Annotated in this window: 26 protein-coding genes; 20 read left to right on the top strand and 6 right to left on the bottom strand. The window is 72.9% G+C overall.

Annotated elements, in window-relative coordinates; genetic code table 11:
• Both AC07DW_RS04520 and AC07DW_RS04515 read right to left on the bottom strand, forming a co-directional pair.
• Entirely contained in the window at positions 1-1,161 is a 1,161-nt protein-coding gene (locus AC07DW_RS04520) for a hypothetical protein (protein WP_478856132.1), read from the bottom strand.
• Positions 1,162-1,331: 170 nt separating this feature from the next.
• Positions 1,332-2,519, bottom strand: coding sequence for a pyridoxal phosphate-dependent aminotransferase (locus tag AC07DW_RS04515; protein ID WP_478856131.1), 1,188 nt, complete (start codon positions 2,517-2,519; stop codon positions 1,332-1,334).
• 110 nt (positions 2,520-2,629) lie between these two features.
• Between AC07DW_RS04515 and AC07DW_RS04510 the strand changes: the two genes are divergently transcribed.
• From AC07DW_RS04510 to AC07DW_RS04440, 15 genes are all read left to right on the top strand, one after another.
• Positions 2,630-2,860: a hypothetical protein gene (locus tag AC07DW_RS04510; protein ID WP_478856130.1), complete on the top strand. Its 231-nt coding sequence runs from the start codon at positions 2,630-2,632 to the stop codon at positions 2,858-2,860.
• 98 nt (positions 2,861-2,958) lie between these two features.
• On the top strand, positions 2,959-3,171 hold the full coding sequence (locus tag AC07DW_RS04505) for a hypothetical protein (protein ID WP_478856129.1): 213 nt from the start codon (positions 2,959-2,961) through the stop codon (positions 3,169-3,171).
• A gap of 321 nt (positions 3,172-3,492) precedes the next feature.
• Positions 3,493-4,011 (top strand): DUF2617 family protein, encoded by a 519-nt coding sequence (locus AC07DW_RS04500; protein ID WP_478856128.1) that lies wholly within the window; start codon positions 3,493-3,495, stop codon positions 4,009-4,011.
• A 53-nt stretch (positions 4,012-4,064) separates the two neighbouring features.
• On the top strand, positions 4,065-5,651 hold the full coding sequence (locus AC07DW_RS04495) for a polyamine aminopropyltransferase (RefSeq protein WP_478856127.1): 1,587 nt from the start codon (positions 4,065-4,067) through the stop codon (positions 5,649-5,651).
• Between the two features lie 61 nt (positions 5,652-5,712).
• Positions 5,713-6,555, top strand: a complete 843-nt coding sequence (locus AC07DW_RS04490; protein ID WP_478856126.1) for an SRPBCC domain-containing protein — start codon at positions 5,713-5,715, stop codon at positions 6,553-6,555.
• Between the two features lie 10 nt (positions 6,556-6,565).
• Positions 6,566-7,360 carry an aldose epimerase family protein gene (locus AC07DW_RS04485; RefSeq protein WP_478856125.1) on the top strand — a complete coding sequence of 265 codons (795 nt, stop codon included), beginning with the start codon at positions 6,566-6,568 and terminating at the stop codon, positions 7,358-7,360.
• 23 nt (positions 7,361-7,383) lie between these two features.
• Entirely contained in the window at positions 7,384-7,932 is a 549-nt protein-coding gene (pyrE, locus tag AC07DW_RS04480) for an orotate phosphoribosyltransferase (protein ID WP_478856124.1), read from the top strand.
• A 106-nt stretch (positions 7,933-8,038) separates the two neighbouring features.
• Positions 8,039-9,136 carry a class II fructose-bisphosphate aldolase gene (gene fbaA, locus AC07DW_RS04475; protein WP_478856123.1) on the top strand — a complete coding sequence of 366 codons (1,098 nt, stop codon included), beginning with the start codon at positions 8,039-8,041 and terminating at the stop codon, positions 9,134-9,136.
• A gap of 81 nt (positions 9,137-9,217) precedes the next feature.
• Positions 9,218-9,631, top strand: a complete 414-nt coding sequence (locus AC07DW_RS04470) for a DUF3151 domain-containing protein (protein ID WP_478856122.1) — start codon at positions 9,218-9,220, stop codon at positions 9,629-9,631.
• A gap of 421 nt (positions 9,632-10,052) precedes the next feature.
• Positions 10,053-10,898 (top strand): tryptophan 2,3-dioxygenase family protein, encoded by an 846-nt coding sequence (locus AC07DW_RS04465; protein ID WP_478856121.1) that lies wholly within the window; start codon positions 10,053-10,055, stop codon positions 10,896-10,898.
• A gap of 22 nt (positions 10,899-10,920) precedes the next feature.
• Positions 10,921-12,135: a kynureninase gene (kynU, locus tag AC07DW_RS04460; RefSeq protein WP_478856120.1), complete on the top strand. Its 1,215-nt coding sequence runs from the start codon at positions 10,921-10,923 to the stop codon at positions 12,133-12,135.
• Between the two features lie 89 nt (positions 12,136-12,224).
• Positions 12,225-13,091 carry an alpha/beta hydrolase family protein gene (locus AC07DW_RS04455; RefSeq protein WP_478856119.1) on the top strand — a complete coding sequence of 289 codons (867 nt, stop codon included), beginning with the start codon at positions 12,225-12,227 and terminating at the stop codon, positions 13,089-13,091.
• Between the two features lie 74 nt (positions 13,092-13,165).
• Positions 13,166-14,530, top strand: a complete 1,365-nt coding sequence (locus AC07DW_RS04450) for a sensor histidine kinase (RefSeq protein ID WP_478856378.1) — start codon at positions 13,166-13,168, stop codon at positions 14,528-14,530.
• Positions 14,527-15,186: a response regulator gene (locus AC07DW_RS04445; protein WP_478856118.1), complete on the top strand. Its 660-nt coding sequence runs from the start codon at positions 14,527-14,529 to the stop codon at positions 15,184-15,186. The genes AC07DW_RS04450 and AC07DW_RS04445 overlap by 4 nt, the downstream gene beginning before the upstream one ends.
• 21 nt (positions 15,187-15,207) lie before the next feature.
• Positions 15,208-16,407, top strand: coding sequence for a cytochrome P450 (locus AC07DW_RS04440; protein WP_478856117.1), 1,200 nt, complete (start codon positions 15,208-15,210; stop codon positions 16,405-16,407).
• Between the two features lie 49 nt (positions 16,408-16,456).
• Here AC07DW_RS04440 and AC07DW_RS04435 read toward each other — a convergent pair whose 3' ends face one another.
• A complete protein-coding gene (locus tag AC07DW_RS04435; RefSeq protein WP_478856116.1) occupies positions 16,457-18,025 on the bottom strand; it encodes an ABC transporter permease in 1,569 nt (522 codons plus the stop codon).
• The gene (locus AC07DW_RS04430; protein WP_478856115.1) at positions 18,022-18,912 is read right to left on the bottom strand and encodes an ABC transporter ATP-binding protein; all 891 of its coding nucleotides are present in this window, start codon (positions 18,910-18,912) and stop codon (positions 18,022-18,024) included. The genes AC07DW_RS04435 and AC07DW_RS04430 overlap by 4 nt, the downstream gene beginning before the upstream one ends.
• Before the next feature lie 63 nt (positions 18,913-18,975).
• On the opposite strand from AC07DW_RS04430, the gene AC07DW_RS04425 reads away from it, so the two are divergent.
• Complete coding sequence (locus AC07DW_RS04425; RefSeq protein WP_478856114.1) at positions 18,976-19,464, top strand: GbsR/MarR family transcriptional regulator; 489 nt, start codon at positions 18,976-18,978, stop codon at positions 19,462-19,464.
• Positions 19,465-19,476: 12 nt separating this feature from the next.
• Positions 19,477-19,728, top strand: a complete 252-nt coding sequence (locus tag AC07DW_RS04420) for a hypothetical protein (protein WP_478856113.1) — start codon at positions 19,477-19,479, stop codon at positions 19,726-19,728.
• 30 nt (positions 19,729-19,758) lie between these two features.
• On the opposite strand, the gene AC07DW_RS04415 is transcribed toward AC07DW_RS04420, so the two are convergent.
• Complete coding sequence (locus tag AC07DW_RS04415; RefSeq protein WP_478856112.1) at positions 19,759-20,562, bottom strand: diacylglycerol kinase family protein; 804 nt, start codon at positions 20,560-20,562, stop codon at positions 19,759-19,761.
• A gap of 174 nt (positions 20,563-20,736) precedes the next feature.
• On the opposite strand from AC07DW_RS04415, the gene AC07DW_RS04410 reads away from it, so the two are divergent.
• Positions 20,737-22,020, top strand: a complete 1,284-nt coding sequence (locus AC07DW_RS04410) for an adenylosuccinate synthase (protein WP_478856111.1) — start codon at positions 20,737-20,739, stop codon at positions 22,018-22,020.
• Positions 22,021-22,048: 28 nt separating this feature from the next.
• Here the strand turns inward: AC07DW_RS04410 and AC07DW_RS04405 are convergent, their stop codons facing one another.
• Complete coding sequence (locus tag AC07DW_RS04405; protein WP_478856110.1) at positions 22,049-22,360, bottom strand: hypothetical protein; 312 nt, start codon at positions 22,358-22,360, stop codon at positions 22,049-22,051.
• A 173-nt stretch (positions 22,361-22,533) separates the two neighbouring features.
• Between AC07DW_RS04405 and AC07DW_RS04400 the strand changes: the two genes are divergently transcribed.
• On the top strand, positions 22,534-23,430 hold the full coding sequence (locus AC07DW_RS04400; RefSeq protein ID WP_478856109.1) for a glycoside hydrolase family 19 protein: 897 nt from the start codon (positions 22,534-22,536) through the stop codon (positions 23,428-23,430).
• 205 nt (positions 23,431-23,635) lie between these two features.
• Positions 23,636-26,641, top strand: coding sequence for an FG-GAP repeat domain-containing protein (locus tag AC07DW_RS04395; RefSeq protein ID WP_478856108.1), 3,006 nt, complete (start codon positions 23,636-23,638; stop codon positions 26,639-26,641).
• Positions 26,642-26,856: the final 215 nt, after the last annotated feature.

The following is a 26,856-nucleotide window of genomic DNA, read 5'->3' as shown; positions in this document are numbered from 1 at the left end:
CTACAGCGCCATCGGGGCGAGCGTCAGCAGGTACGTCCCGTAGCCGTACGAGAGCCCGGCCAGGGCGGCGACCACCACGGCCGCCGCCTCCGGCCGGGCTCTGCGCAGCGCGCACGCCACCGGCAGCAGCAGCGGGAACGCCGGCAGCAGGAAGCGCGGCTTGGACTCGAAGAAACCCGAGCCGCCCACCGCGATCACCACCAGCACCGCCGTGTACACCAGCAGCGGCAGCGGCGGCCGTTCCAGCACGAACAGCGCGAACAGCACCACCCCCGCCGCGGTGATGAGCAACGCGCCGGTGAAGCCCAGGTCCATCGGCCGGGTCAGCACCCGGCGGACGAAACCGAAGGTGCCCACCCCGAAGTCGAACCGGGACGTCCAGCCGGCCTGCACGGCGAAGTACCCGCCCAGCGGATCGCCCTTGCGCACGCCCACCCACAGCACGTACCCCGCCCAGCCGGCCGGCGCCACCGCCGCCCCGGCCCACAACCGCCAGTCCGTGCGGCGCTCGCCGCGGAAGAGGCGGTACGCCTCGAAGGCCGCCGCCGCGCCCACCGCCGCCGCGACCGCGATCCCGTTCGGCCGCGCCGCCCCCGCCAGCGCCGCCAGCGCGCCCGCCCACAGCCAGCGGCGGGTGAGCACCGCGTACAGCGACCAGGCGGCGAACGCCGTCAACAGGGGTTCGGTGTACGCCATGGACAGCACGATCGAGTGCGGCAGCAGGCCCCACAGCAGCACCAGCGCGGTCGCGACGCCCCGTCCGTACAGCCGCTCGCCGATCAGGAAGACGCCCCAGGCAGCCGCCCCCGCCGCCGCCCAGGACACCAACAGGCCCGCCGTCCCGCCCGCCACCGGCAGCACGGCCGCCACCACCCGGACGAGGGCCGGGTAGAGCGGGAAGAACGCCAGGTCCGACTGGACGACGCCGTCGGGCCAGTACAGGGTCGTGCCGTAGCCGTACGCGGCGATCCCCAGGTACCAGTCCGAGTCCCAGGACAGGGCGAGCAGGGCGCGCGGCGACCGTCCGGTGTGCCACGCCCACAGCGCCATCACCAGCATCCCGGTGAGCCGGGCGGCGGCGAACAGGCCCAGCGCCGGTGCCGCGCGGTACAGCGCCGCGCGCCACCCCGGCACCGGACGGGCGGTTCCCGCGGCTGTCACGTGGTCGAAGGTCTCGGCGGACAGGGTGCACCTCCGTGCGCGCGTGAGCGGTCACCCCGACCCTGGGCGCCGTCCGGGCCCGGCGCGACCGCTGGCGGCCCGCCCGGGTGGTCCCCTCCACCGGCTCCCCGCACGCGCGCGTGTCGCCGTGACACGGCGCCCCGGAACCGCTATGCGCCCTTCTGGAGGCCCGCCAGCCGCCGCACCGCGTCCTGGAGCACCTCGGCCCGCTTGCAGAACGCGAACCGCACGAACGGCAGACCCTGCTCGCGGTGGTCGTAGAAGACCGCGTGCGGGATCGCCACCACACCGCGGCGGCCGGGCAGCGCCCGGCAGAACGCGATGCCGTCGTGCTCGCCCAGCGGGCGGATGTCGGCGGTGACGAAGTAGGTGCCCTGCGGGCGGAACACCTCGAAGCCCGCCCCCGCCAGCCCGGCGGCGAGCAGGTCCCGCTTGGCCCGCAGGTCGTCGCGCAGGCCGGTGAAGTACGTGTCCGGCAGGCGCAGCGCCTCGGCGACCGCGTACTGGAACGGCCCGGCGGAGACGTAGGTCAGGTACTGCTTCGCCGACCGCACCGCGGCGATCAGGTCGGGCGTGCCGGTGGCCCAGCCGACCTTCCACCCCGTGAACGAGAAGGTCTTCCCCGCGCTGGAGAGCGTGACCGTGCGCTCGCGCATGCCGGGGAACGTGGCGATGGGGATGTGCTCGGAGTCGTCGAACACGAGGTGCTCGTACACCTCGTCGGTGACGACGAGCAGGTCGCGTTCGACGGCGAGCGCGGCGATGGCGGCCAGCTCCTCGCGGGTGAGGACGGTGCCGGTGGGGTTGTGCGGGGTGTTGAGCAGGATGAGGCGGGTGCGGTCGCTGACGGCGTCCCGCAGCTCGTCCAGGTCGAGCACGAACCGGCCGCCGCTCGGGCGCAGGGTGACCGGGACGCGGGTGCCGCCCGCCATGGCGACGCACGCGGCGTACGAGTCGTAGTACGGCTCCAGCGCGATCACCTCGTCGCCCGGCTCGACGAGCCCGAGCAGGGCGGCGGCGATCCCCTCGGTGGCGCCCGCCGTGACGAGGACCTCGGTGTCGGGGTCGTACCGCAGCCCGTAGCGCTCCCGCTGGTGGTCGGTGACGGCGGTGCGCAACTCGGGGACGCCGGCGCCGGGCGGGTACTGGTTGCCCCTGCCGTCCCGGATGGCCCGGACGGCCGCCTCGGCGATCCGGTCGGGGCCGTCGGTGTCGGGAAAGCCCTGACCCAGGTTGACCGAACCGGTGGACACGGCGAGGGCGGACATCTCCGCGAAGATCGTCGTTCCGAACTCGGCGAGGCGGCGGTTGAGCGGCGGTCGTTTCATGGCGGCCATCCTGGGCCGAAGCTCTGGAGTTCCTCAAGTGTGCTTCGGGGCGTGATCACCGGGGGGATCCCCCTGCCACACATACGGAGCATCATCCGGAGCAAAGGCAGGTGGGGGCCATGATCGAGGCAGGCGTCTTCGAGGCGTTCCTCTTCTTCGCGTTCGTCGCGGTCGCGGTGGGGGTGTACCGGGCGGCGGTGGGCCGCGCCGGCCGGAAGCGGCACGGCAGTTGGTGGGCGGGGGACTCGTCGTCGTCCTCGTCGTCCGCGTCGTCGTGCTCCGGCTGGTCGTCGTGCGGAGGTGGCACCGGTTCCTCGTGCGGTGGCGGGGGCGGATCGTCCTGCGGCTGAACCTCTGGACTTCCTCAATTCGGATTGGGAGGGGTGCGCGTGGGGGCATCCCCCTCACACGTACGACACGGGGGACGACACGGGGGATGGTGACGTACATGGAGATCGGTCTGATCGCCGCCGGGATGATCGTGCTGGTGGGATTCCTCATCGCGGTCGGCGCGGCGGGTGGGGGGAAGGGCCACCGCCGGACGGGCTCGGGCTCCGCCGCCTCCGGCGGTTGGTGGGCCGGCGACGGGGGCGGCTCCTCCTGCGGGGGCGGGGGGTCGTCCTGCGGGGGCGGCGGTGGATGTGGTGGCGGAGGCAGCTGACACGGGGCAGCCGGTCCGCGATCACGGGAGGGTGCCCGGCGGTGAACTGCCGCCGGGCACCTTGCCGTTGGCATTTTTTGTGGGGCTACGCGGTCGGTTCTTGTTGAACAGTTGAACCGGCAGGCCCCCCAGGGGATGGAAACCACGCCAAGTTGGGTAAAAACGCTGTGAGTCATAGGCCATTCGTGATTCTCTCGCTGTCGAGAACATCCAGCCCTCGGACCTCGCGTGTGGATTTCGAGACGGAGATCCCCCAGTCCCCGTGAACGTCTCCGGGACGCCCCCGGTCCACCCGTCAAACCCTGTTTGCGGAGCCGACCCATGCTCACGACGCTCAAGACCTCCTACACCGACACGCGCGCCGCCGACCTGGCCTGGGCGCTGGGTCGGGAGGCGCTGCCCGCCCTCGCCGTGCTCGATCTCGAACTGTCCGGCGCCTCCCTCCAGCTGAGGCTCCTCGGAGCCTCCCACCAGGTCCTGCTGGAGGAGGAGCGGGGCAGCTGTTCGGAGACCGTCGCCTGTATGCCCGGCAGCAGCACACCGCTGCCGCTGGGCGTGGCCAAGCGGATCGGCTCCTGGGAGTACGAGTTCGCCGCCCGCGTCGAGACCCTGTCGAAGGGGTCGTTCGCCGGCCGGGCCCAGGAACTGCTGGCGCTCGTCGCCGACCACCCCAACGGCCTCGCCGGGACGTTCCCCGGCTCCCCGCACGCCTTCACGGCCATGCTCGCGCAGCGGCACGAGGGCCAGGTGCGGTGGCGCACATGGCACGCGTACCCGCAAGAGGGCCAGCTCGTGGTCACCAGGACCAGTGTGGGCGTCCGTATGCACGCACCCTTGTAGTTGCACCCTTGTGGGTGACAAAAAGTCACCGATCCGTGACGTAGCGTTAACGCGTGATCGAAGCGCCGCACGTCTCCGTCGCCGTGCCGCCCGCACAGGGCGGCCCGGCAGCGCCGCCCGTGCGGCAGCGGGCGGGGCGCTTCCTCGTGCTGGCCACGGTGTTCCTCTGCGCCGCGTGCGGTCTGGTGTACGAACTGGAGCTGGTCGCGCTCGCGTCCTACCTGATCGGGGACTCCGTCAAGCAGGCGTCCGTCGTCCTGTCCGTCATGGTCTTCGCGATGGGCGTGGGCTCGCTGCTGGCGAAACGGTTGCGCTGCCGGGCGGCCGTCGGCTTCGGGCTGCTGGAGGCCGCGCTGGCGCTGGTGGGCGGCTGCTCGGCCCTCGTGCTGTACGCCACGTTCGCGTGGATCGGCGAGTCGCGGTACGCGCTGGTGGGGTTCTCGCTGGCCATCGGGGTGCTCATCGGCGCGGAGATGCCGCTGCTGATGACGCTGATCCAGCGCATCTCGCGGCGGGCCGAGCAGGACGCGGGCGGGACGGTCGCGGACCTGTTCGCCGCCGACTACGTGGGGGCGCTCGTCGGGGGCCTGGCGTTCCCGTTCCTGCTGCTGCCGTGGCTGGGGCAGCTGACGAGCGCGCTGCTCACCGGGGCGGTCAACGCGGTGGCCGGCGGGGCGCTGGTGCTGTGGCTGTTCGGGCGCGACCTGTCCACGCGGGCGCGGTGGCTGCTGGTGGTCGGCAACGTGATGGTGCTGGGGGTGCTGGCGACCGCGACGGTGCTGGCGGACGACTTCGAGCGGTCGGTGCGGCGGGCAGTGTACGGGGAGCGGGTGCGCGTCGCCGTGCAGACGGACGTCCAGGAGGTGGTGCTGACGGACGGGCCCGGCCGGCCGCCTGAGCTGTTCCTCGACGGCCGCCTGCGGGTGAGCGGGCGGGACGAGCAGCGGTACCACCGGGCGCTGGTGCACCCCGCCATGCGCGGGCCGCACGCGCGCGTGCTGGTACTCGGCGGGGGCGACGGGCTGGCGGTGCGGGAGGTGCTGCGCCACGGCGATGTGAAGTCCGTGACGGTCGTCGAGCTCGACCCGGGCGTGGTCCGGCTCGCCCGGCACGACCACGCCCTGGCCCGGCTGAACGGGTACGCGTACGGCGACCGGAGGGTGCGGGTGGTGTACGGGGACGCGTTCGCCCGGCTGCGGGAGGCGGCGGAGGCGGGCGCGGCGTACGACGTGGTGGTCTCGGACCTGCCGGACCCCGGTATCACGGCCAGCACCAAGCTGTACTCGGCGGAGTTCTACGGCCTGGCGGGGCGGGTCCTCGCCGACCGGGGGCGGCTCGCGGTCCACGCGGGGCCCATGGTGTCGCGGCCGCGCACGTACTGGACGGTGGACGCCACCCTGCGGTCGGCCGGCTTCGCGACCCGGCCCTACCGCGCGACCGGCCGGCTCTCCGGCTTCGCCGCGGGCCCCGACCGGTCCACGGACGAGGGTTCGGTGCCGTACGACTGGGGCTTCTTCCTCGCGGCGCGGGACCACGTGCCGCCGGACCCGGCCGGTGCGGGCGGGGCGCGCCCCGCGCCCGCGCCCGCGCCGGCGGACCTGCCGCCGTCGACGCTGGTGCACCCCAGGTACGGGGAGTGACCCCTTTTGGCCTCGCGCACATGGGAGACGTGGGCCCCGGCCGTGGGTAGGCTCGGTCCCCATGGAGCATGAGGTGTTCGTTCCGGTCGACGTCGAGACCCTCCGTGCGGTGCTGGCGGACCCCGCTCGGGTCGCCCCGTGCGTACCGGGGTTCCAGCAGGACGCGGACGCGTCGGCGGGTCCGCTGTCCGGCCGCCTGAAGGTGCGGGCCGCCGGGCATTCGATCACCTACCGGGGCGCCCTGCGCGTCACCGCCCAGGAGCACGGTGCCTACACCGTGGAGGGCGAGGGCACGGAGGTGCGGGGCGCCGGCGCGGCGAAGCTGGCCCTGACGGTGCACCTGTCCGCGGTGGACGGCGGTACGACGCTGCGCTTCACGGGGACGACGAGCGCCGACGGCCGGCTGGCGGAGCTGCCGGACGACGCGGCGGTCTCGGCGGCCCACCGCCTGCTGGACCGTTTCGCCGAGTCGCTCGCCGGAGCGGCGGCGTCCGCCCCCGAAGCCGAGCACGCCGCCGCGCGGGACCTCGGCACCACGGACCTCGACGACCAGGACGTCGACGACGACGGGGTGGACCAGGGCGCCGAGAGTGCCGGGTCCGTGTTCGACGCGCCCGTACCGCCGCCGGCGCTGGACCCGCTGGCCGACGCCGAGTTCGAGGTGCCCGACATCCCGGACGGTGCGCTGGTCGATCCGGGCGCCGAGGCGGCACACGCCCGGCGCACCATGATCGGGCGCAGCGCCGAGGAGGTCGACCACGCGCCGCCGCGCGGCCGGTACGCGCCCATGCCCGGCCCGCAGAGCGCGTCGACGACCGCCACGCTGCGGTGGCTCGCCCCGGCCGCCGCACTCGCACTCGCCTCCGCCGTGGTGGTCGGGCGCGTGCTGCGGCGCCGCAAGTAGTGTCGGTGACGTGACCAGTAGCGAACAGAGCGTCCGGCTCGCCGCCGGAGATGTCGAGTTGACGGTGCGTCCGGACAACGGATGCCGCATCGAGAGCCTGCGCATCGGCGGGACCGAACTGCTGCGGCAGGGCGAAAGGTACGGCTGTTTCCCGATGGTGCCCTGGTGCGGGCGGATCGAGAACGGCCGGTTCCTCGACGGGTCGGTCCAGCACCAGATGCCGCTCAACTCCCCGCCGCACGCCATCCACGGCACCGGGCGGGACACCGCGTGGCGCGTCGCCGTCGCCGACAAGGCCGAGGCGGCGTTCACCTACGAGCTCGCCGAGCCCTGGCCCTACCCCGGCCGGGTCACCCAGACTTTCTCGCTGACCGAGGACGCGCTCACGCTCCAGCTCGGCGTCGAGACGTACGGGGACTCCTTCCCGGCCCAGGCCGGCTGGCACCCGTGGTTCAACCGGAACCTCGGCGGGGACGACGTCCTGCTGGACTTCGCCCCGGAGTGGCAGGAGGAGCGGGGCGAGGACCACCTGCCCACCGGCCGCAGGATCGAGCCCACCCCCGGGCCCTGGGACGATTGCTTCGGCATGCCGGACGGGGTGGACGTCACGCTCACCTGGCCCGGGCAGCTGGAGCTGAAGGTGACCAGCCGCAGCCCCTGGGTCGTGGTGTACGACGAGCAGCGGGAGGCGGTCTGCGTGGAGCCCCAGTCGGGCCCGCCGAACGGCCTCAACACCGCTCCCCGCCTGGTCACGCCCATCGAGCCGCTGGAGATCGCCGCGACCCTCGCCTGGCGCGGGCTCTGACGGGCGGCTTTAAGCTCAGGGGCATGACTGACGTACGAGCCGATCTGCTCCAGCAGATCAAGGACAAGGCCGTGGTGCACGGCAAGGTGACCCTCTCCTCGGGTCTGGAGGCCGACTACTACGTCGACCTGCGCCGGATCACCCTGGACGGCGCGGCCTCCCCGCTCGTCGGTCAGGTCATGCTCGATCTGACCGCCGACCTGGAGTTCGACGCCGTCGGTGGCCTCACCCTGGGTGCCGACCCGGTCGCCACCGCGATGCTGCACGCCTCGGCGGCGCGCGGCCGGAGGCTCGACGCCTTCGTGGTCCGCAAGGCCGCCAAGGCGCACGGCATGCAGCGCCGCGTCGAGGGCCCGGACATCAAGGGGCGCCGCGTCCTGGTGGTCGAGGACACCTCCACCACCGGCGGCTCGCCGCTCACCGCCGTCGAGGCGGCCCGGGAGGCCGGGGCCGAGGTCGTGGCCGTGGCCACCATCGTCGACCGGGCGACCGGCGCGGGCGAGAGGATCAGCCAGGCGGCCGGAGTGCCCTACTTGTACGCCTACGCCCTGGACGAGCTCGGCCTGGGCTGAGCCGCAGGGGCCTGACCTGCGGGTTCATCGAGGGGTGGACCGTTTCACGTGAAACGGTCCGCCCCTTGTGGCACGCGGGGTGGAGCCCACGGAGGAGTCTGGAAAGATGGGTGCGACGATGACGTCGCCCCCAGGTCAGGGATCAGCAGCTACGCAACCGCAGATCACAAGGAGCGGACAGATGCCCATCGCAACCCCCGAGGTCTACAACGAGATGCTCGACCGGGCGAAGGCAGGCAAGTTCGCCTACCCGGCCATCAACGTCACCTCGTCGCAGACTCTGCACGCCGCCCTCCGTGGCTTCGCCGAGGCGGAGAGCGACGGCATCATCCAGATCTCGACCGGTGGTGCGGAGTTCCTGGGCGGCCAGTACAGCAAGGACATGGTGACCGGCGCGGTCGCCCTGGCCGAGTTCGCGCACATCGTCGCCGCGAAGTACGACGTCACCATCGCCCTGCACACCGACCACTGCCCCAAGGACAAGCTGGACGGCTACGTACGTCCGCTGCTCGACATCTCCGCCGAGCGGGTCGCCAAGGGCGAGAACCCGCTGTTCCAGTCCCACATGTGGGACGGTTCGGCCGAGACCCTCGCCGACAACCTGGCCATCGGCCAGGAGCTGCTGGCGAAGGCCGCAGCCGCCAGGATCATCCTCGAGGTCGAGATCACCCCGACCGGTGGCGAGGAGGACGGCGTCACCCACGAGATCAACGACGAGCTGTACACCACCGTCGACGACGCCATCCGGACGGCCGAGGCGCTCGGCCTGGGCGAGAAGGGCCGCTACCTGCTGGCCGCCTCCTTCGGCAACGTCCACGGCGTGTACAAGCCGGGCAACGTCGTGCTCCGCCCGGAGCTGCTCAAGGACCTCCAGCAGGGCGTCGCCGAGCGCTTCGGCAAGGCCGACCCGTTCGACTTCGTCTTCCACGGCGGCTCCGGCTCCACGGCCGAGGAGATCAGCACCGCCCTGGAGAACGGCGTCGTGAAGATGAACCTCGACACCGACACCCAGTACGCCTTCACCCGCCCCGTCGCGGACCACATGTTCAAGAACTACGACGGTGTGCTGAAGGTCGACGGCGAGGTCGGCTCCAAGAAGACCTACGACCCGCGCACCTGGGGCAAGCTGGCCGAGGCGGGCATGGCCAAGCGCGTGACCGAGGCCTGCGCCGCGCTGCGCTCGACGGGCACCAAGCTGAAGTAACGCCCCCGCGGGGCACCACACCGTTCGTCCGGCACCGGCCCGGCATCGCACACGCGGTGCCGGGCCTGTGACACTGGTGGCATGGTCATCCACGAAAACCTGCTGGGGGGACCGCCCCCCACCCACCTGCCCGACGACCCGGAGCCGCGGGAGCTGCTCGCGAGCGGCGCCGCACCGGCGGACGTCGCGGCGAAGTACCCGTCCTCCTCCCTGGCCTGGGCCGAGCTCGCCGACGACGCGTACCAGGCCGGCCGGGTCGTCGAGTCGTACGCGTACGCCAGGACCGGGTACCACCGGGGCCTGGACGCCCTGCGTCGCAGCGGCTGGAAGGGCCACGGCCCGGTGCCGTGGGAGCACGAGCCGAACCGCGGCTTCCTGCGGGCCCTGAACGCCCTGGCGCGTGCCGCGCGGTCGATCGGCGAGCAGGAGGAGTACGAGCGGTGCTCGACGTTCCTCCGGGACTCGTCGCCCCTGGCGGCCGACACCCTGAGCTGAGCCGCGCGTTCTCGCGGTGACACGGCCCGCCCGCCCCGACCGGTCCCTTCCGGCCGGGGCGGGCGGGCCGCTTCGTCGCCGGCGCGGGCGGGCCGCTTCGTCGCCGGGGCGGGCGGCTGTCCCGGGCCTGGCCGTATGGCACCTCCGGCCGGTACACCGGGGGACCGCTCGTGTCATGATGCGATTGGGACCACGCGCACAGACCCGTGGTCCCGAGGGGACCGGGGCTCCCGGTCGGCTCTCGGGAGTGAGCCGAAGGAGCGCGACGGTGCCGAAAGGGAGAACGCGCGGAGGTCGTGAGGAACGAGCGACGACCGAGCACGATCGACCGTCGGCACCGGTTCATGCGCTCCGGAGGTGAACCGAGCGCTGAAGAAGGGGGCAGACCGCTACCCGGTAGCACGCATTGATGGAGACAGCGATGTCTACTTCCCCCGATGCCTCCGTGCCCGGTTCGGACACCCCGAACCTGGAGTACACAGGCACGACGCCGTACGAGGACTACGTCCAGGCGGACGTCCTCACCCACCTCCAGCACCCGCTCTCGGACGATCCGGGAGAGATGGTCTTCCTGGTCACGACCCAGGTCATGGAGCTGTGGTTCACCGTGATCGTCCACGAGTGGGAGACCGCGAGCCGCGCGCTGCGCGAGGACCGGATCCCGGTGGCGATGGACGCGCTGGAGCGGTCCGTGCGCGAGCTGGAGGCCCTGAACGCCTCCTGGAAGCCGCTCGCCCGTCTCACGCCCGCCCAGTTCAACTCCTACCGCAGCGCCCTCGGTGAGGGCTCCGGGTTCCAGTCGGCGATGTACCGGCGGCTGGAGTTCCTGCTGGGTGAGAAGTCCGCCTCGATGCTGGTGCCGCACCGGGGCGCGCCGCGCGTCCACGCGGAGCTGGAGAAGGCCCTGTACGAGCCGAGCCTGTACGACGAGGTGCTGCGGCTCCTCGCCCGGCGCGGGCACCCGGTTCCGGACAGCGTCCTGCACCGCGACCTGTCGCAGAAGTACGAGCCGTCGCAGGTCGTCGAGGACATCTGGGCGCGCGTCTACGCGAACCCGGACGAGCACGCCGAACTGGTGCGGCTCGGCGAGGCGCTGACGGATGTCGGCGAGCTGGTGTGGCGATGGCGCAACGACCACCTGGTGGCGACGCGCCGCGCGATGGGATCCAAGACGGGCACGGCCGGCTCCGCCGGGGTGGCCTGGCTGGAGAAGCGGACCCGCAAGAACGTGTTCCCCGAGGTGTGGACGGCGCGCAGCCATGTCTGACGACCTCATGACGCGCGCAGCCATGTCTGACGACCTCGTGACGCGCGCAGCCGCGCTCGACTCCCGGGACCAGCTGGCCGGACACCGCGAGCTGTTCGCGCTCGACGACGGCGTCGTCTACCTGGACGGCAACTCGCTCGGCGCGCTGCCCCGCCACGTACCGGACCGCATGGCCGACGTGATCACCCGCGAGTGGGGCGAGCTGCGCATCCGCTCCTGGGACGAGAGCGGCTGGTGGACCGCGCCGGAGCGGATCGGCGCCCGGATCGCGCCGCTCGTCGGCGCGGCGCCCGGCCAGGTGGTGGTCGGCGACTCCACGAGCGTCAACGTCTTCAAGGCGCTGGTCGGAGCCGTACGGCTGGCGGACCGGGCCGGCGGCGACGACCGGGACGAGATCGTGGTGGACGCCTCCACGTTCCCGACGGACGGCTACATAGCCGAGTCGGCCGCCCGCCTCACCGGCAGGCGCCTGGTAGCCGCCGCCCCCGGCGAGGTGGCGGACGCGGTCGGCCCGCGCACGGCGGCCGCGCTGGTCAACCACGTCGACTACCGCACGGGCCGGCTGCACGACCTGCCGGGCATCACGGCGGCCGTCCACGCGGCGGGCGCACTGGCCGTGTGGGACCTGTGCCACAGCGCCGGCGCCCTGCCGGTCGGCCTGGACGCGCACGGCGTGGACCTGGCGGTCGGCTGCACGTACAAGTACCTCAACGGCGGGCCCGGTGCGCCCGCCTTCCTGTACGTCGCCGAGCGCCACCTGCCGCGCTTCGACTCCCCGCTGCCCGGCTGGAACTCGCACATCGACCCCTTCGCGATGACGCCCGGCTACGCGGCGGCGGAGGGCGCGGTACGCGGACGCGTCGGGACGCCCGACATCCTGTCCATGCTGGCGCTGGAGGCGGCGCTGGACGTGTGGGACGGAGTACCCATCGAGGCGGTACGGGCGAAGAGCCTGGCCCTGACGGACTTCTTCCTGGAGTGCGTCGAGGCCTACGCCCCCGAGGGCGCGGTCACCTCCGTGACGCCCGAGGCGCACGGGGAACGGGGCAGCCAGGTCAGCCTGCGCTGCGCCGACGCCCACGCCGTGATGAAGGAGCTGATCGCGCGGGGTGTGGTCGGCGACCTGCGCCGGCCCGACGTGCTGAGGTTCGGCTTCACCCCGCTGTACGTCTCCTTCACGGACGCGGAGCGCGCCGCAGGCGTCCTCGCGGACGTCCTTTCGGGGCGTCCGGGCTGATGTTCGGCCCTGATCTGCGGGGGCGCGAGTGCTGGTACCGTCCCCGCAGGTCAGGCCAATTCGGCCTCGTCACCGAAAGGTTGAGCACCATGCCCGACCCCGCCGAGCGCGACGCCGCCGAGGAAGCGTCGGCCCTGTCGCACCCGCCCGTGGACCCGGACTCCACCGCTCCGTACGGCGACCACCCGGACCAGGTCGTGGACTTCTACGCCCCTCGCGGGGGCGATCGCGCGCCGCTCGTCGTCGTGCTGCACGGCGGGGCGTGGCGGGCGCCGTACGACCGGCGGCACATCACTCCTTTCGTGGACTTCCTGGCGCGACGCGGCTTCGCCGTCGCCAGCGTCGAGTACCGGCGGGGCGGCGAGATCCCGTCACCGCGCGGTGAGGGGCCCGTCGCCGGGCGGTGGCCGGAGACGTTCGACGACGTCGCCGCCGCGCTGGACGCGCTGCCCGGCCTGGCCCGTACCCACCTGCCGCAGGCCGACCCGCGCCGCACGGTCGTCACCGGCCACTCGGCGGGCGGGCACCTGGCGCTGTGGGCGGCCGCCCGGCACGTGCTGCCCGCCGGGGCGCGGTGGCGGCTGGACGCCCCGCCCGCACTGCGCGGGGTCGTCGCGCTGGCGCCCATCGCGCACTTCGAGCGGGCGGTGGAGCTGGACGTGTGCGGGGGCGCGGTGCGGCAGCTACTCGGCGGGGACGCCGCGTACGAGAGCCGCGCGGGCCACGCCGACCCGGCCGCGCTGCTGCCGACCGGGATCGCCACGACGGTCGTCCAGGGCCGCGAGGACACGGTCGTCCCGCAGGCGGTCGCCGAGGCGTACGTGGACGCGGCGGCGAAGGCGGGCGAGACGGTCTGGCTGACGCTGCTGGACGGGGTGGGCCACTTCCCGCTGATCGACCCGGCCGCCGACGCCTGCGCGGTGGTGGCGGAGGAGATCGCCCAGCTCGCCTGGTGATCGAGGACACCGGCCGCCCGGCCAGGTACCTCCGCGGTGCGGGCCCGGGTCCGGGCCGGGGTGTTCCGTGCCTGATCAGCGGTGTAGTACTCCAGGGGGACGCGGAAGGATCCGCATCCAAGGTGACGACCGCGTCCCCGCTCTTGCATACCGTTGCCGATGTGACCGACACCAAGACGCGCAGTCCGGAGTACCGGATGGCTCACGGCATGCTCATGGGTATGCGCCGCGAGCTCCTCGACGACGCCCTCGCCCACCGGCTCCTCCCGCCCATGGGCACCGACGGCCCGGTGACCAGGCGGCTGCCCCGCTTCATACGCGTGTACGTGGCGTGGTTCCCGCACGCCCTGGTGGTGGGGGCGGCGCTGATCGTCATGTCGGTGGGCTACACCGATGGCGGGCCGGTCACGGGGATCGTCCCGGCCGCCGCCGTCCTGCTGACCCTGGTCCGGCCCGTCGCCGCGTTCTGGCTGTCCCTGGCGACGGCCCCGTTCGTCAGCGTCCTGTCGGGTGCCTGGGACGGCTGGCCGTGGGCCCCGGCCGCCTTCCTCGGCCAGCTCACCGTGATGACCGTGGTCGCGGCCCGGACCCGCCCCCGCACCGCCGCCTGGATGTGGACGCTGACGGGCGCGTTCGGCTTCTTCTGCGAGATCGTCCTCAGCCGGGGCCACAGCAGTTCGACCTGGCCGCTGCTGGTCACCTCCGCGTTCGTCCTGCTCTGCGTCGCCCTCTTCCACACCCGCCGCGCGGCGAAGGAGGAGGTCACCGCGCAGCTGACCGTCACCGAACGGGAGCGGTCCAAGCGCACCCTCCTGGAGGAGCGCACCACCATCGCGCGCGAGCTGCACGACGTGGTCGCCCACCACATGTCGGTCGTCGCCATCCAGGCGGAGGCCGCCCCGTACCGCGTGGAGAACCCGCCGCCCGAGCTGGAGCAGGCCTTCGCCACGATCCGGGAGAACGCGGTGGCCGCGCTGACCGAGCTGCGGCGCATCCTCGGCGTCGTACGGGCCGAGGACTACGAGGCGCCCGACGCCCCCCAGCCGACGCTCGCCGACCTCGACTCGCTGATCGCCAACGTCCGCGAGGCGGGCCTCACCGTGGACGCCACGGTCACCGGCGCCGCGCGGGAGCTGCCGCAGGGAGTGGAGCTGTCCGCGTACCGGATCGTGCAGGAGGCGCTCAGCAACGTGCTGCGGCACGCGCCCGGCGCGTCCGCCAAGGTGGAGGTGTCGTACGTGCTCGGCGGGCTGGGCCTGCGGGTGGTGAACGGGCCGGCGCGTGGCCTGGTCAAGCCCTCGCCGGGTGCCGGGCACGGGATCACGGGCATGCGGGAGCGGGTGGCGATGCTGAACGGCGAGATGACGGCGGACGGCACCGAGGACGGCGGTTACGAGGTGGCGGCCTTCATCCCGGCCGCGAGGCAGGAGTCGGCATGACCATCCGCGTACTGATCGTCGACGACCAAATCATGGTCCGCGAGGGCTTCTCCGTGCTGCTGAACGCGATGCCCGACATCGAGGTGGTGGGCGAGGCCGTCAACGGCAGGGAGGCGGTCCGGCAGGTCGCGACCCTCCGCCCGGACGTGGTCCTGATGGACATCCGGATGCCCGAGATGAACGGCATCGACGCGACCCGCGAGATCGTCGCGGCGGACGGCGACGCCAAGGTGCTGGTCCTGACGACGTTCGACCTGGACGAGTACGTGTACCAGGCGCTGCGCGCCGGGGCGTCCGGCTTCCTGCTGAAGGACGCCTCCGCGCGGCAGCTCGCGGAGGGCGTACGGGTCGTGGCGGGCGGCGAGGCGCTGCTGGCGCCGACCGTCACCCGGCGCCTGATCACCGAGTTCGCCAAGACCGCCGAGACCGCCCGCCCGCCGGCCCTGGCCCAGGTGGGCGACCTGACGGAGCGGGAGACGGAGGTCCTGGTGCTGATCGCGCAGGGCCTGTCCAACGGCGAGATCGCTTCCCACCTGGTGGTCGCCGAGTCGACGATCAAGACGCACGTCAGCCGCATCCTGGTGAAGCTCGGACTCCGGGACCGTACGCAGGCGGCGGTCTTCGCCTACGAGGCGCGGCTGGTGACACCGGGCTGAGCGCTGCATAAGGTCGGGCGCATGGACTTCGACCCGTGGTCCCCGGCCTTCGTCGCCGACCCCTATCCGGCCTACGCCGAACTGCGCGCCCGTGGCCGGGTGCACTGGTTCGAACCGACGCGCCAGTACCTGGTCCCGCGCCACGCGGACGTGTCCGCGCTGCTGCGCGACCGGCGGCTGGGGCGGACGTACCGGCACCGCTTCACGGACGAGGACTTCGGCCGCACACCCCCTCCCGCGGCACAGGAGCCGTTCCACACCCTCAACGACCACGGGATGCTGGACCTGGAGCCGCCGGACCACACGCGTGTCCGGCGCCTGGTGTCGAAGGCGTTCACCCCGCGCACGGTCGAGCGGCTGAGGCCCTACGTCCACCGGCTGGCGGGCGAACTCGTCGGCTCCCTGGTCGCCGAGGGCGGCGGCGACCTGCTGAGCGCCGTCGCCGAGCCGCTGCCGGTCGCCGTCATCGCGGAGATGCTCGGCATCCCGGAGTCCGACCGGGCACCGCTGCGCCCCTGGTCGGCCGACATCTGCGGCATGTACGAGCTGAACCCGGACGAGGAGACGGCGGCCCGCGCGGTCACCGCGTCGCTGGAGTTCTCCGCCTACCTGCGCCGGCTGATCGCCGAGCGGCGCTCCTCGCCCGGCGAGGACCTGATCAGCGCGCTGATCGCGGCACACGACGAGGGCGACCGGCTCACCGAGCAGGAGATGGTCTCCACCTGTGTGCTGTTGCTGAACGCCGGCCACGAGGCGACGGTCGGTTCCACCGTCGGCGGCTGGTGGACGCTGTTCCGCCACCCGGAGCAGCTCGCCGCCCTGCGCGCCGACCCGGGGCTGGTCCCCACCGCCGTGGAGGAACTGCTCCGCCACGACACCCCGCTGCAGCTCTTCGAGCGCTGGGTGCTGGACGACATCGAGATCGGCGGCACCACCGTGCCGCGCGGCTCGGAGATCGCCCTCCTCTTCGGCTCGGCCAACCGGGACGCGGACGCGTTCGACCGGCCCGACACGCTGGACCTGTCGCGGGCGGACAATCCCCACATCTCCTTCGGCGCGGGCATCCACTACTGCGTCGGAGCCCCGCTGGCCCGCATGGAGCTGGCCGCCTCGATGACGGCCCTGCTGGAGCGCGCGCCCGCGCTCCGGCCGGTGAGGGAGCCGGAGCGCGGGCCGGGCTTCGTGATCCGGGGGCTGGAGGGCCTGCTCGTCGAGGTGTGAGCGCCGGGGCGGGTCCGCGAGTCCCGCCCGGCCGTGGCACGGACACGACCTAGGCCGGTACGTCCCGCCGCCGCAGCCCCGCCAGGCCGGCCGCCACCAGGGCCGCCGCCAGGCCGGTCAGGAGCAGCAGCGGGGCCCGGTCGACCGGCGCGCCCGGCAGCTTCGGCAGGTGCCCGTAGGGCGACAGGTCCAGCACCGCCTGCGGGAGATCCAGCGCCGGGCCGACCCAGCCGAGGGCCAGGCACAGTCCCGCCACGCCCCACGCCGCGACGGCCGCCCTCGGGACCACCCCGTGCAGCAGTACCGCCAGGCCGCCGACCACCCACACCGCCGGGAGCTGGGCGAGCGCGGCGCCCAGGACCGGCCCGCCGTCCCGGCCGTACGCCAGGGTGAGCCCGGCCGCCGCCGCGACCATCATCGCGACCGCACCACCGAAGGCGATGACCAGGTGGCCCGCCGCCCACCGCAGGCGGCCGACCGCACCCGCCAGGACCGGCTCGGCCCGCTGTGAGGTCTCCTCGCCGTGCAGGCGGAGCACCGATCCGACGATCCACAGCGCCGCGACCATGCCGAACAGGCCGGTCATGGTGGCGAGGAAGGCGTCCTGGAGGCCCGCCTGCCCGCCCATCCGCTCGACGATCCGCCGCGCCTGCTCGTTGTCGCCGACCAGGTCGCCCGCGCCCTGCACCATGCCGCCGAAGACCACGCCCGCGACCAGGAAGCCGGCCGTCCAGCCGAGCAGGGCACCGCGCTGGAGCCGCCGGGCGAGCCCGCCCGCCGTGGTGATGCGTCCGGACGGGGGCCCGGGGCGGGCGGGCAGGAAGCTCATGCCGACGTCGCGGCGGGCGGACAGCGCGTACGCCACCGCGGCCTGGACGGCGACCGCCGCCGCCATCAGCGACAGCACCCACCAGCGCTCGCCGGCGAAGGCCCGGACGTGCTGCGCCCAGCCGATGGGGGAGGCCCAGGTCGGCGCGGGGGAGTGGCCGGCGTCACCGGCCGCCCGCAGCGCGAAGGCCCCGCCGAGGAGCGCCGCCGTGAGGCCCTTGGCGAGCCGGGCGCTCTCGGTGAGCTGCGCGACGATGGCGGCCAGCCCGGCGAAGACCATGCCGGTGCCACCGACCGCGAGGCCGAGGGCGAGCGCCCCGCCCGCCCCCTCGCCGGACAGCCCGGCGGTGACGATCAGCGTGACGGCGGTGTCGGCGAGGAGCGCCGTGAGCAGCGCGGCCGTCAGCGGTGCCCGGCGCCCCACCCGGGTGGCGGACAGCATGTCCTGCCGCCCGGTCTCCTCCTCCTCCCGGGTGTGCCGTACGACGATGACCAGGCTCATGACGGCGGCGAGCACCGCCGCGAACGTGGTGAACCGCCAGGCGACCAGGGCGCCGACCGAGTCGCCGAACACCGGCCCGTACAGCGAGCGCATCGAACTGTTGGCGGTCATCGAGGCGGCGAGGTCGGCGCGCTCGGCGGGGGTGTCGTACAGCGCCTCCAGCGACCCGGAGCCACTGACCACCAGGCCGCCGACGACCAGGACCCACAGCGGCAGCAGCAGCCGGTCGCGGCGCAGCGCGAGCCGGGTGAGGGCGCCGGTCCCGGTGAACGCGCCGGAGACGCTCATCGCCCGGCCTCCTGGTAGTGGCGGAGGAACAGCTCCTCCAGGGTGGGCGGGCTGCTGGTGAGGGACCGGACGCCGGTGTCGGCGAGGGACCGCAGCACGGCGTCCAGCTTGTCGGTGTCCACCTGGAGGGTGACGCGACGGCCCCGTACGTCCAGGTGGTGCACGCCCGGCAGGTGGGCGAGCCCGCCGGGCGGCCCGGCGAGTTCGGCCGTGACGCTGGTACGGGTGAGGTGGCGCAGCTCGGAGAGTGAGCCGGTCTCCACGGTGCGGCCGTTGCGGATGATGCTGACGCGGTCGCAGAGGCTCTCCACCTCGCTGAGGATGTGGGAGGACAGCAGCACCGTCCGGCCCCGGTCGCGCTCCTCGGCGACGCACTGCTGGAAGACCCCCTCCATCAGCGGGTCGAGGCCGCTCGTCGGTTCGTCGAGCACCAGGACGTCCACGTCCGAGGCGAAGGCGGCGACGAGGGCCACCTTCTGGCGGTTGCCCTTGGAGTACGTACGCCCCTTCTTGGCCGGGTCGAGCTCGAACCGCTCGACGAGCTCGGCCCGGCGGGCCCGGTCGAGGCCCCCGCGCAGCCTGCCGAGCAGGTCGATGACCTCGCCCCCGGACAGGTTGCGCCACAGGGTCACGTCGCCGGGGACGTACGCCACGCGCCGGTGCAGTTCGACGGCGTCGTGCCAGGGGTCGCGGCCGAGGAGCCGGGCGGTGCCGGAGTCGGCGCGCAGCAGGCCGAGCAGGACGCGGATGGTGGTGGACTTGCCGGCCCCGTTCGGGCCGAGGAAGCCGTGGACCTCCCCGGTCGCGACGGCCAGGTCGAGGCCGTCCAGTGCGCGCGTCCGCCCGAACGACTTGTGCAGTCCGGAGACGGTGATGGCGGTCGTCATGATTGTGAACATACGGTAGTTTCACAAATTTGTGAAGTTAAGGAAGCGTATAAAGTCGGGGGTATGTCCAAGGAGAACGAGGAACCCCCGGCCGGCCGTTTCGTGGAGCGCTTCGCCGCCGAGCTGACCGAGGCCGGCATGCAGCGCATGGCCTCCCGTGTCTTCGCGGCGCTGCTCGCCTCCGACAGCGGTTCGCTGACCTCCGCCGAGCTCTCGGAGCGGCTGCGGATCAGCCCGGCCGCCGTCTCCGGTGCCGTCCGCTACCTCAACCAGGTCGGCATGGTCAGCCGCGAACGGGAACCGGGCTCCCGGCGCGACCGGTACGTCCTGCACAACGAGCTCTGGTACGAGACCTTCACCCGCCGCGACCAGCTCCTCACCCGCTGGGAGACCGTCCTGCGCGACGGCGCGCAGGCGCTCGGCACGAACACGGCGGCGGGGGCGCGGGTGGCCGAGACGGCCGACTTCTTCGCCTTCCTCCAGAACGAGATGCACGAAGTGCTGGACCGCTGGCGGGAGCACCGTGCCACCACGTCGCGCGAGCGCGAATGAGATCATGCGGGCATGCCAACCGCCTTGCGCCGCACCGCCGCTGTCCTCGTCCTGCTGGCCGGAGCGGGCCTCGGTCTCTGGGTCGTGTTCGGTCCGCCCCACGAGTGGACGGGCGGCATGCGGCTGCTGAAGTTCGCCCTCGGACTGACGTCTCTGGGCATGGTCAGCGGCAGCGCCTGGCTGATGTTCCCCGGTTCGCCGGACGACGACGACAACGACGACACCTCGCCCCCGGCGATGACCGGCCCGCTGGACGCGCTGTAGGCGGGCCGGCGCGCCGGAGGCGGACCGGGTCTACGCCGCCGGCAGGGTGAGCGACCACGCCGAGGGGCGCAGCGTCCAGGTGCGGGTCCACACCGGGCCCGTCACCAGGGCGTCCGCCCGGTAGCGGAACGGCGCGCCCGAGACGGTGACCGCCGTCGCCTCCGCCCGGACCGGCTCGGCCGCCCGGGGGCGGACGACGACCTCGGCGACCCCGCCCCGGGACAGCACCGTCACGCCCTCGACCGGGTCGTCCAGGTCGCTCAGCAGCCGCCCGTCGACCTCGACCCGCAGCCGGTGCGTCCGCATAGCGGGAATGGAGGGCGCGGGGCGGACCAGCGTCCGCACCAGCGTCCGGCAGGTGTCCCACACCGACGGCGGCTCGACCACCGCCAGGCCGGCCGGCCCCGCCGGGATCCGCAGGCCCCGCACCACCACGCCGTCGCTGTCGTCGACCAGCAGGTCCAGCCGGCGCGCCGCCCCGTCCAGCACCGCCCGCGCCGCCGCCACCGCGCCGAGCGGCACACCCAGCGTCGCGGCCAGCTCCACACCGCTGCGCGGACCCACCGGGACCAGCGACAACGCCCCGTCGGCCAGCTCCCGCTCCCGGTGCAGCTGCGCCACCGCCCGCAGCAGCGCCCGGTCGTCCCCGATGACCACGGGACGCCGCGAACCCCGCCGCGCGAGGGCCCGGGCGAACTCCGCCGGGGTGTCCGCGAGGAAGATCTTCGCGCTCGCCCCGGCGCGGAGCACGTCCCTCGCGATCCGTACGGATTCCCCGTCGTTCCGGCGCGCTACCGCGTCGATGACGACCAGCAGCTGGTCGGGAGCCGACACCTCGGTCCTTCCTCGGGTAGCATCTTTGTGCAAGAGCCCCTTGCGCTATTGCGCCAGGGGCTTCGTCTATTCCGGGGCACCCGGTCCGACGGCTCAGGTTGTGTCGTACACCGTCGTACGACGTCCGTACTCCCCGCGCCTTGGACATGCCCCGCCCGGAAGGGGTGTACGCCTGTGCCCGCACTTGTGCTGCTCGGTGCTCAGTGGGGTGACGAGGGCAAGGGAAAGGCCACCGACCTCCTCGGTGGATCCGTTGATTATGTGGTGCGCTACCAGGGCGGCAACAATGCCGGCCACACGGTCGTCGTCGGCGACCAGAAGTACGCGCTGCACCTTCTCCCTTCCGGAATCCTCTCCCCGGGGTGCACCCCGGTGATCGGGAACGGAGTCGTCGTCGACCCGGCGGTCCTGCTCTCCGAGCTGAGCGGACTGAACGAGCGCGGCGTCGACACGTCGAAGCTGCTCATCAGCGGTAACGCGCACCTGATCACGCCGTACAACGTCACCCTCGACAAGGTGACGGAACGGTTCCTCGGCAAGCGCAAGATCGGCACGACGGGGCGCGGCATCGGTCCCACGTACGCCGACAAGATCAACCGCGTCGGCATCCGCGTCCAGGACCTGTACGACGAGTCGATCCTCACCCAGAAGGTCGAGGCGGCGCTGGAGCAGAAGAACCAGCTTCTCGCCAAGGTCTTCAACCGGCGCGCGATCGAGTCCGGCCGGATCGTCGAGGAGATGCTCCAGTACGCGGACCAGATCAAGCCGTTCGTCGCCGACACCACGCTGATCCTCAACAACGCCATCGACGAGGGCAAGGTCGTCCTCTTCGAGGGCGGCCAGGGCACCCTCCTGGACGTGGACCACGGCACGTACCCCTTCGTGACCTCCTCGAACCCGACCGCCGGCGGTGCCTGCACCGGCGCCGGCGTGGGGCCCACGAAGATCAGCCGGGTCATCGGCATCCTCAAGGCGTACACCACCCGCGTGGGCGCCGGTCCGTTCCCGACCGAGCTGTTCGACGAGGACGGCGAGGCGCTGCGCCGCATCGGCGGCGAGCGGGGCGTCACCACCGGCCGCGACCGCCGCTGCGGCTGGTTCGACGCGGTCATCGCCCGGTACGCCACCCGCGTCAACGGCCTGACCGACTTCTTCCTCACCAAGCTCGACGTGCTCACCGGCTGGGAGCAGATCCCGGTCTGCGTCGCGTACGAGATCGACGGCAAGCGCGTCGAGGAGCTGCCCTACTCGCAGACGGACTTCCACCACGCGAAGCCCGTCTACGAGTACCTGCCCGGCTGGTCCGAGGACATCAGCAAGGCGAAGACCTTCTCCGACCTGCCGAAGAACGCGCAGGCGTACGTGAAGGCGCTGGAGGAGATGTCGGGCGCCCCGATCTCGGCGATCGGCGTCGGCCCGGGCCGCACCGAGACGATCGAGATCAACTCCTTCCTGTAGGTCGCACGCCGTCGGACGGGGAGCCCGGTCACTTCTCCCTGGAGAACTCACCGGGCTCCCCGTCCGCGTCCATGCCGTACACCAGCAGCCGGTCCTTGCCGCCGACGCGCTGGAGGCGCGGGTTGACCGACGCGCCGGACGACGTGCGCTCCCGGTCGGACGCGGCGGCGTCGACCGTCGCCGGGCCCGGGACCAGCAGGGCGCCGGCGCCGCCCGGTACGGCGGTCTCCTCGCAGTGGACCGTGCCGGACAGCGGTTCGCCGGTGTCCTCGTCGGTCCGCGGGAAGCTCTGCCGGAAGCGGACGAGCGGCGCGCCGGCCGGACCCTGGGTGGTGGTCACCTCGTGGCTGTGGAGGTCCTGGTCCGGGTCACACGTCGGGGTGGGGGACGTCGGTGAACTCCCCGGTGGGCGGCCGGGAGCCGTTCAACGGTCAAAAAACTTGGTCTAGACCTTGACAGGTACAGACCACTCACGATTCCGTGGTGGCATCCCCCACGGAAGGGCAATACCCCATGGTACGACGCCTGTTGACACCCTTCGCCGCCCTCGCGGCGCTCGTCATGGCCATCGCTCTGGCCATCGTCCTCCCCACGTCCACCGCGTCGGCCGCCGAATGCGCGGCGCCGTGGAACTCCTCCGCCGTCTACACGGGCGGCGGGACCGCCTCCTACAACGGCCGCAACTGGCTGGCGAAGTGGTGGACCCAGAACGAACGCCCCGGCTCCTCCGACGTCTGGTCCGACCAGGGCGCCTGCGGTGGCACCGGCCCGGGACCGTCCCCGTCCCCCTCGGGCTTCGTGGTGAGCGAGGCGCAGTTCAACCAGATGTTCCCGAACCGGAACTCCTTCTACACCTACAGCGGCCTGACCGCCGCGCTCAGCGCGTACCCGGCCTTCGCCAACACGGGCAGCGACACGGTGAAGAAGCAGGAGGCCGCCGCGTTCCTCGCCAACGTCAGCCATGAGACGGGCGGCCTGGTCCACGTCGTGGAGCAGAACACCGCCAACTACCCGCACTACTGCGACTCCGGGCAGCCCTACGGCTGCCCGGCCGGCCAGGCCGCCTACTACGGCCGCGGCCCGATCCAGCTCAGCTGGAACTTCAACTACAAGGCGGCCGGCGACGACCTCGGCATCGACCTGCTGAACAACCCCTACCGCGTCGAGCGCGAGGCGCCCATCGCCTGGAAGACCGGCCTCTGGTACTGGAACACCCAGAACGGCCCCGGCACGATGACGCCCCACAACGCCATGGTCAACGGCGCCGGCTTCGGCCAGACCATCCGCTCCATCAACGGCTCCCTGGAGTGTGACGGCAAGAACCCGGCGCAGGTCCAGAGCCGCATCAACAACTACCAGCGCTTCACCCAGATCCTGGGCGTCCCGACCGGCTCGAACCTGAGCTGCTGAGACACCTGGACGAGGGGCGGCCACCGGCGGGTGGCCGCCCCTTCGTCGTACCCGCCCGAGGGTGCCGGCCGTACTGTCGGCGGCCGCTGTTACGATCCGAGCGTCTTGCGGGGGAGCGCGCGGCCAGGGGGGCCGGGCGGGTCTGTCAGCCGTGGCGAGCCGCCGCGCCGTCTCTCCCGTCTCTTCGGTTCCTGGGGAGGGACCCTTGCCACGTCACGCCCTGACGCGCTCCGGCGCGTCCGTCGTCCTCGCCGTCGCCCTGGCGGGCACCCTCGTGCCGCTGTTCCCGGGCGCGGCGCTCGCTGCGGACGGCCCGGCCGCCGAGGTCGTGCTGCCCGCGCCCGTCCGCTACCAGCCGCGCGCCGACACCGTGCTGGAAGCGGGCGCCGCCGGCTTCCTGCACCAGCGGGAAGGCACCACCGGGACTCTCTGGACGGAGTACGCCACCGGCGCGAGCACCCCGCTGACGGCCACCGGCGACGGGTACGGCGGCATGCGCGCCGCCCTCGACCCCGCGACGCCGGGCGCGCCCCGGACGGTGAGCATCACCGCGCTGGGCTCCACCGGGGTGCGGAAGGTGGAGGTGCCGGAGGGCGCGAGCTGGACCGAGGGCTTCACCGCCGAGTCGATCCTCGTGTCCCGGTCGGCGGCGGACGGATCGCTCGCCTCGCTCGGTGTCGTACGGATGGAGGACGGCAAGGCGGTCGAGCAGCCGGTGACCGGGGTGCCCGGTGGCTTCAAGCTGATGCACGGCGTCGCCTACCAGCGGACGGCCAAGGGCGCCGTGGTGTTCCTGGCCACCCTCGACGGGGCGGTCGAGAAGGAGTACCTCGTCGACTACGCCGGCGCCGAGCTGAGGGAGATGCCCGACCACGGGGACGTCGATCTCGAACAGTTCGGTGACCGGCACCTGCTGGACCGCTACGGCGGCGACGCCCCGCGCCAGGTCCGCACCGTGCCGCGCGGCAACCCGATGGCCACGCCGGTGGTGACGCAGCTGCCGGCACCGTCGAACGGATACCGGTACCAACAGGGCGGGGAGGTGGTGATCGGCGACTGGATCGTGTTCGGCTGGACACCCGAGAGCTGGAAGTCCGCCCTGCCCGGCGTGTGGCTTCAGGCCATCCCCGTGGGTGGCGGAGAGGTCCGCTCCCTGCTGGCGCACTCCGCCGCGCGTCCGCAGGTCGCCCCCGACGGCAGCCTGCTCGTCACGGGCGGCACCAGCGCGACGGACTGGGCCGTCCGCCGGATCGGCCTCGACGCCGCCGGCGTACCGGTGATCACCAAGGTCAAGGACGTACCGCCCGCCCCCACGGCCGTGGACGGCCTCACCCTGGGCGCCGGGGCGCTGCACTACCGGACCAGGGCCGGCGCGTCGCCCGCCTCGGAGCTGTACCGGCACCTCCTGTCCATCACCGGTACCCCCACGGCGGACCGGCGGGTCATGGTCCGGGGCCTGCCCATCTCGGTCGGCGCCCTGGTTCCGCTCGGCAACGGCGAGGCGGCGCACCAGTCGAACACCGACGTCATCGGGGGGCTCACGGGGGAGCACGCGGACGGGATGTACGGACGGCTCACCGGCGGCTCCGGCCGGTACGTCGTGTCGGGCACCGCCACCACCCAGTACGTGGGCGACCTCCAGCGGCAGTTCAGTACCCGCTCCTTCGGCGGCAAGGCCGCGTCCACGGTGTGGGGCACCACCGTCTGGCTGTCCGACCCCGCCAAGCCCTCCACCGTCTCCTGGTACGACGTGAAGACGAAGGCGACGTCGGCCGCGCTCCCGATCGGCTCCGGCTGCACCCCCGATCGGCTCCAGGCCGTGGGCCGCTGGCTCCACTGGAGCTGTGCCAAGGGCGCCAAGGCCGGTGTCTGGGACCAGAAGACCCGGCTGAGCACCCCGGTGCCGTTCGGCGAGACGCAGCTCGGCGACGGGTTCGTGGTGCGCAAGGACGCGGCGGCGGGGAAGCTCACGCTCACCGACTTCCACACCGGTGACCCGGCGGCCGTCAGGACGACCGACTTCGCCCCCGTCCCGGCCGACACCGACTGGTCCGTCGACAAGTTCGGCGGGCACGTGGCGTTCACGGACGCCGAGGAGCGCATCCACATCAAGCCGGTGAGCGTGCCGCGCTCCCCGATCTCGGTCATCGAGGAGCGCCAGGACACCACGGTGCTGAACGTCGCGAACGGCGCGGACCGTAGCTGGCACGGCTCCTGGCAACTGTCACGGCCCGCCCTCCGCACCAGCATCGAGTTCAGGAACCCGGCCGGTACGACCGTGGCCGGCTGGAGCTCCGCCGACCGCTTCGGGGCGCAGGTCTCGATGGGCTGGGACGGCAGGCGCGCGGACGGCACTCCCGTGCCCGCCGGGCACTACACCTGGACGCTCACCGCCGACCCCGGCGACGGCAGCGGTCCGCGCGCGGTGCGCACCGGGACCATCCAGGTCGCCGACGTGTACCTGCCGTTCCGGGACTACGACCGTGACGGCGTCGGCGAGCTGTTCGCCCGCGGCGGCGGCGCCCTGAGCGCCCACGAGCCGGTGAAGGGCACGTCGACGACGTCGAGCGGCTGGACCGGCGTCAGCGCCGTCGTCCCCTTCGGCGACCTGGACAACGACGGCTGCAACGACGTCCTCACCCGCACCACCACGGGCGACCTCTACCGCCACAGCGCCAAGTGCGGGGGAGTTCCCGGCCCCACGAGCCCCAAGGCGAAGATCGGCTCGGGCTTCAACGCCTTCGACGCGCTGCTCAACCCCGGCGACCTGACCGGCGACGGCCGCGCCGACCTGCTGGCCCGCCAGCGCTCCACGGGCGACCTCTACCTGTACGCGGACAACCGGACGGGCGGCATCAAGGCGGGCGTCAAGTTCGCCGGGAAGTGGAACGGCCTCACCCTGATCGGCGCGGGCGACCTCGACGGCGACGGTCACGCCGACCTGCTCGCCCGGGACGCGGGCGGCGAGCTGTGGCGGTACGAGTCGACCGGCACGGGCGCGTTCCACCCCCGGACCCTGGTGTTCAGCGACTGGGGAGCGGGCCGCGACGCCATCATCGGCGCGGGTGACATCGACGGGGACGGGAAGAACGACCTGGTCTCCCGCGACACCAACGGCAAGCTGCTGCGCAACAGCGGCAGGGGCGACGGCACGTTCGGCCCCACGGCCCAGATCGGCTCGGGGTGGGGAGCGCGCGGCACGCTGTACTGAGCCTCACCGGCCTCACCCGCAGGGGTGAATTCGGCATATGACACAGGGGTGGCCACCGGCGGGTGGCCACCCCTTTTCGCTGCATCACCGCAGGTCGCACCGGAGACCGGATTTCACGTCCCCGGTTCTCGAATGACCGTATGACTAACGGTCGTTGATTGCGGTGATCGCCGCGCGTGGCGCTAGATTCGCCGCACAGAAAACGAAATGCCCCC

The organism is Streptomyces sp. NPDC045701 (assembly GCF_056432045.1).
The sequence above is the reverse complement of the archived record's forward strand: the minus strand, read 5'-3'. Positions and strand labels throughout refer to the sequence as shown.